A 4,063-nucleotide genomic window follows, 5' to 3' on the forward strand; every position below is an offset into this window, starting at 1 on the left:
CGGAAGCTGTCGTCGGTCTGGGTGATGGTGGCGCCCGCGTCGTGAAGTTTGCGCAGCACCAGCTGCAGATGCGCGGGGTCGACGCCGGTCACCGAGATGTCGCCGCGGGTCATCACCGCCGCGATGGCCCAGGTAGCGGCCACAATGCGATCGCCGATCACCCGATGTTCGGTCGGGTACAGGCGCGGCACGCCGGTGATCGTCATCGTCGGAGAACCTGGGCCGTCGATCTCTGCCCCCATTTGGTTCAGCATGGTGCACAAGTCGACGACATCAGGCTCACGGGCAGCATTGTGAATGGTGGTGACGCCCTCGGCTAGGACGGCGGCCATCAGGATGTTCTCAGTGGCTCCCACCGAAGGGAACTCGAGTTGAATCTCCGTACCGCGCAGGGTATCCGCGTGCGCAACAACACAGCCGTGCTCGATATTGCAGGTGGCTCCCAGCTGCCGCAGGCCCGCCTGATGCATATCGAGCGGACGTGACCCGATAGCGTCGCCGCCGGGCAGCGCGACTCTGGCCTGCTTGCACCGGCCCATCAGCGGACCCAGCACGCACACCGAGGCCCGGAACTGGCGGACTGCTCCGAAGTCGGCGTCGTATTTGAGTTCGTCGGGGGAGGTTATCTTCACGGTGTCGGTGTCGAGTTCGACTGTGGCGCCCAATCCGCGCAGAACTTCGGCCATCAACGGCACGTCGAGAATGTCCGGGCAATTGGTGATCGTGCTGGTGCCCTCGGCCAGCAGGGCGGCGGCCATCAACTTGAGCACACTGTTTTTGGCACCGCCGACGGCGACTTCGCCGGACAACCGGTTGCCGCCGGTGACCACGAAACGCTCGCTCACTCGGCTCAGTGTAGTGAGCGATATCGCCAATATGACAAATCCTCGCCACGCGCCGGCCCGATTCCCCGGTACGGTTTGCACCATGGCAGTGCACATCACGCGTGTCTATACGCGGACCGGTGACGACGGAACCACCGGACTGAGCGACTTTTCCCGCGTCCCGAAGACCGACGCCCGGCTGGTGGCCTACGCCGATTGCGAGGAAGCCAATGCCGCGATCGGCGCAGCGATCGCCCTGGGCAAGCCGGACCCGTCGCTGGCGGCACTGCTGCGGCAGATCCAAAATGACCTGTTCGATACCGGCGCCGATCTTGCCACCCCGGTTGTCGAAAACCCGAAACACCCGCCGCTGCGCATCACCCAGAGCTACATCGACCGACTCGAGAAGTGGTGCGATCAACACAACGCGGCCTTGCCCAAGTTGAATTCATTTATTCTGCCTGGTGGTTCGCCGCTGGCGTCGCTGCTTCACGTCGCCCGCACCGCGGTACGGCGGGCCGAACGATCGGCATGGGCGGCCGTCGGCGTCCATTCGACCGGCGTGAGCAAGCTCCCGGCCAAGTACCTCAACCGGCTCTCGGACCTGATGTTCATCTTGTCCCGGCTGGCCAACCCCGGGGGCGACGTGCTATGGCGACCCGGTGGGGATCGAGCCGACCAGCCCGAGTGAACGGCCCGCTCACATCGAGCGACGACGTGCTCGGGGGGACGGACGTGATTCCAGCCAGGACAGGAACGTGGTCTGTGCGCCACGATCCAGCGCGATCTCGAAACCCCGCCGAAGCTCCCCTATGGTGTCGCGCAGTTCCAGCACCACGATCTCATCGGTCATGATATCGAACTCGTCGCCGCGCGGCGGACGTCTCGACACGATTTCCACACCGCGGCGACTGATTCGGCGGTCCGGCCACAGCCGTACACTCGACAGTCGATAGAATGCAGCTTCGCCACCGCGGCAGCGGATTACACCATGGCGCCAGCCATGGCCGCCCACCGCGGGGATATCCCGCATAATCGCCGCCGTTCCACCCTGCCGCAGCTTCCACAACCGATAGCCCATCGCGACAACGGCTCCCAGGGCACACAGCAATACGACGACAAGCGCGACTATGGCTGCCATGGGCGCGCTCACCGATCCACACCCGTTAGTCGATCACGCCCAGCGCACGCAACCTGGCCCGACCCTGGGCGGCCAGCTTGGGATCACCGGACTGAGAGTCATGACGGGCGGTCGCCTCGTCGATCTCCGCGGCGAAGTCGACGGACTCGGCGAGAATGCTGACCCCTTCCTCGGTCACCGAAAGGAACCCGCCGTGCACGGCCAGGCGCAGGTCATCGTCGTCGACGCGGACCACCCGCACCATTGCGTCTTCGACCAGTTCAGCCACCAACGGTATGTGCCGCGGCAGGATTCCGATCTCGCCGACGGTAGTCCGGGTGAAGATAAAGGTGGCCTTGCCCGACCAGACCTTCCGGTCCACGGCGACGATGTCGACGTCAAGTTCGGCCATCTCCCACCACCCTTCCTCGCTGTCGCCGTTGAACCCCTATCACAGCTTGGCGCCTAGGCTCTCGGCCTTCTTGGCCAGGTCGTCGAGGCCACCGATCAGGAAGAACGCCTGCTCGGGCAGGTGGTCGAAGTCGCCCTTGGCCAGCTTGTCGAACGCCTCGATGGTCTCCTTGAGCGGTACCGTCGAACCCGGCTGCCCGGTGAACTGCTCTGCGGCCATCATGTTCTGGCTCAGAAACCGCTCGATGCGCCGTGCCCGGCCCACCAGCTGCTTGTCCTCCTCGGACAGCTCGTCAATGCCGAGGATCGCGATGATGTCCTGAAGATCCTTGTAACGCTGCAGAATCCGGATGACCTCCTGGGCTACGCGATAATGCTCATCGCCGACCACGCCGGGGTCGAGGATGGTCGAGCTGGATGCCAGCGGGTCCACCGCCGGGAAGATGCCCTTGGAGAACACCGCCCGGGACAGCTCGGTGGTGGCGTCCAGGTGCGCGAATGTCGTCGCCGGCGCGGGGTCGGTGTAGTCGTCGGCCGGCACGTACACCGCCTGCATCGAGGTGATGGACCGGCCACGAGTCGAGGTGATGCGCTCCTGCAGCTCACCCATCTCGTCGGCCAGGGTGGGCTGGTAGCCCACCGCCGACGGCATCCGGCCCAGCAAAGTGGAGACCTCGGACCCGGCCTGGGTGAACCGGAAGATGTTGTCGATGAACAGCAGCACGTCCTGGCCCTGCTCGTCGCGGAAGAACTCGGCCATCGTCAGCGCTGACAGCGCCACCCGCATGCGGGTGCCCGGCGGCTCGTCCATCTGTCCGAATACCAGCGCGGTGTCCTTGAGTACGTTGGCTTCACCAAGCTCGACCCACAGATCATTGCCCTCGCGGGTGCGCTCGCCCACCCCGGCGAATACCGACGTGCCGCCGAAGTTGCGGGCGATGCGGTTGATCATCTCCTGGATCAGCACCGTCTTGCCCACCCCCGCACCGCCGAACAGCGCGACCTTGCCGCCGCGCACGTACGGGGTGAGCAGGTCGACGACCTTCAGGCCGGTCTCCAGCATCTCGGTCCGGGGTTCCAATTCGTCGAACGCAGGCGGCTTGCGGTGGATACCCCAGTGCTCGAAGTCTTTTCCGTAGCCGGGCTCGTCGAGGCAGTTGCCCAGCGCGTCGAAGACGTGGCCCTTCACCCCGTCACCGACCGGCACCGAGATTGAGGCGCCGGTGTCGATCACCTCAACTCCGCGTACCAGCCCGTCGGTGGGTTGCAACGAGATACACCGCACCAGGCTGTCACCGAGGTGATGTGCCACCTCCAGCGTCAGTGTCTTCGCGAGCGCCTCGAACGTGACATCGACATGCAGAGCGTTGAACAGATCCGGCACAGTCCCCCGCGGGAACTCGACGTCGACCACCGGGCCGGTAACCCGCACCACCCGTCCGTTGGTGTCGGCGCCGCCCTTGGCAGTGGTCTTTTCGGCAATAACAGTCATGATCTTCTCCGCTTCCTTACGGGGCTTACCTGGCGGCGTCGGCCAGCGCGTTTGCACCGCCAACGATTTCGCTGATCTCCTGGGTGATCTGGGCCTGCCGCTCACGGTTCGCCTCCAGAGTGAGCGCCTTGATCAGATCGTCGGCGTTGTCGGTGGCCGACTTCATTGCCCGTTGGCGCGACGCCAGCTCCGAGGCGGCAGCGTCCAGCAACGCGG

At 65.1% G+C, this 4,063-nt stretch carries 6 protein-coding genes; 1 reads left to right on the top strand and 5 read right to left on the bottom strand.

All coding sequences use genetic code 11. The annotated features are described in order from the left end of the window. Positions 1-845: UDP-N-acetylglucosamine 1-carboxyvinyltransferase (locus tag AC2VOP_RS15520; RefSeq protein WP_486961813.1), on the bottom strand; the 845-nt coding region annotated here is incomplete at its 3' end. A gap of 82 nt (positions 846-927) precedes the next feature. Here AC2VOP_RS15520 and AC2VOP_RS15525 point away from each other — a divergent pair. Then, positions 928-1,515 carry a cob(I)yrinic acid a,c-diamide adenosyltransferase gene (locus tag AC2VOP_RS15525; protein ID WP_486961814.1) on the top strand — a complete coding sequence of 196 codons (588 nt, stop codon included), beginning with the start codon at positions 928-930 and terminating at the stop codon, positions 1,513-1,515. A 9-nt stretch (positions 1,516-1,524) separates the two neighbouring features. On the opposite strand, the gene AC2VOP_RS15530 is transcribed toward AC2VOP_RS15525, so the two are convergent. The 4 genes from AC2VOP_RS15530 to AC2VOP_RS15545 all read right to left on the bottom strand — a co-directional run. Next, on the bottom strand, positions 1,525-1,977 hold the full coding sequence (locus tag AC2VOP_RS15530) for a DUF2550 domain-containing protein (RefSeq protein ID WP_486961815.1): 453 nt from the start codon (positions 1,975-1,977) through the stop codon (positions 1,525-1,527). Between the two features lie 13 nt (positions 1,978-1,990). Next, positions 1,991-2,356, bottom strand: a complete 366-nt coding sequence (locus tag AC2VOP_RS15535; RefSeq protein ID WP_486961816.1) for a F0F1 ATP synthase subunit epsilon — start codon at positions 2,354-2,356, stop codon at positions 1,991-1,993. Positions 2,357-2,395: 39 nt separating this feature from the next. Continuing rightward, a complete protein-coding gene (gene atpD / locus AC2VOP_RS15540; protein ID WP_486961817.1) occupies positions 2,396-3,847 on the bottom strand; it encodes a F0F1 ATP synthase subunit beta in 1,452 nt (483 codons plus the stop codon). Positions 3,848-3,872: 25 nt separating this feature from the next. Further along, on the bottom strand, positions 3,873-4,063 hold a 191-nt coding region (locus AC2VOP_RS15545), incomplete at its 5' end, for a F0F1 ATP synthase subunit gamma (protein WP_486961818.1).

Source organism: Mycobacterium sp. TH-M106 (assembly GCF_057473765.1).

What these genes read in the sequence shown, in the direction of transcription:
- AC2VOP_RS15535 (WP_486961816.1), bottom strand. Translation starts at nt 2,356, where the DNA reads ATGGCCGAACTTGACGTCGACATCGTCGCCGTGGACCGGAAGGTCTGG.
- AC2VOP_RS15525 (WP_486961814.1), top strand. Translation starts at nt 928, where the DNA reads ATGGCAGTGCACATCACGCGTGTCTATACGCGGACCGGTGACGACGGA.
- atpD (WP_486961817.1), bottom strand. Translation starts at nt 3,847, where the DNA reads ATGACTGTTATTGCCGAAAAGACCACTGCCAAGGGCGGCGCCGACACC.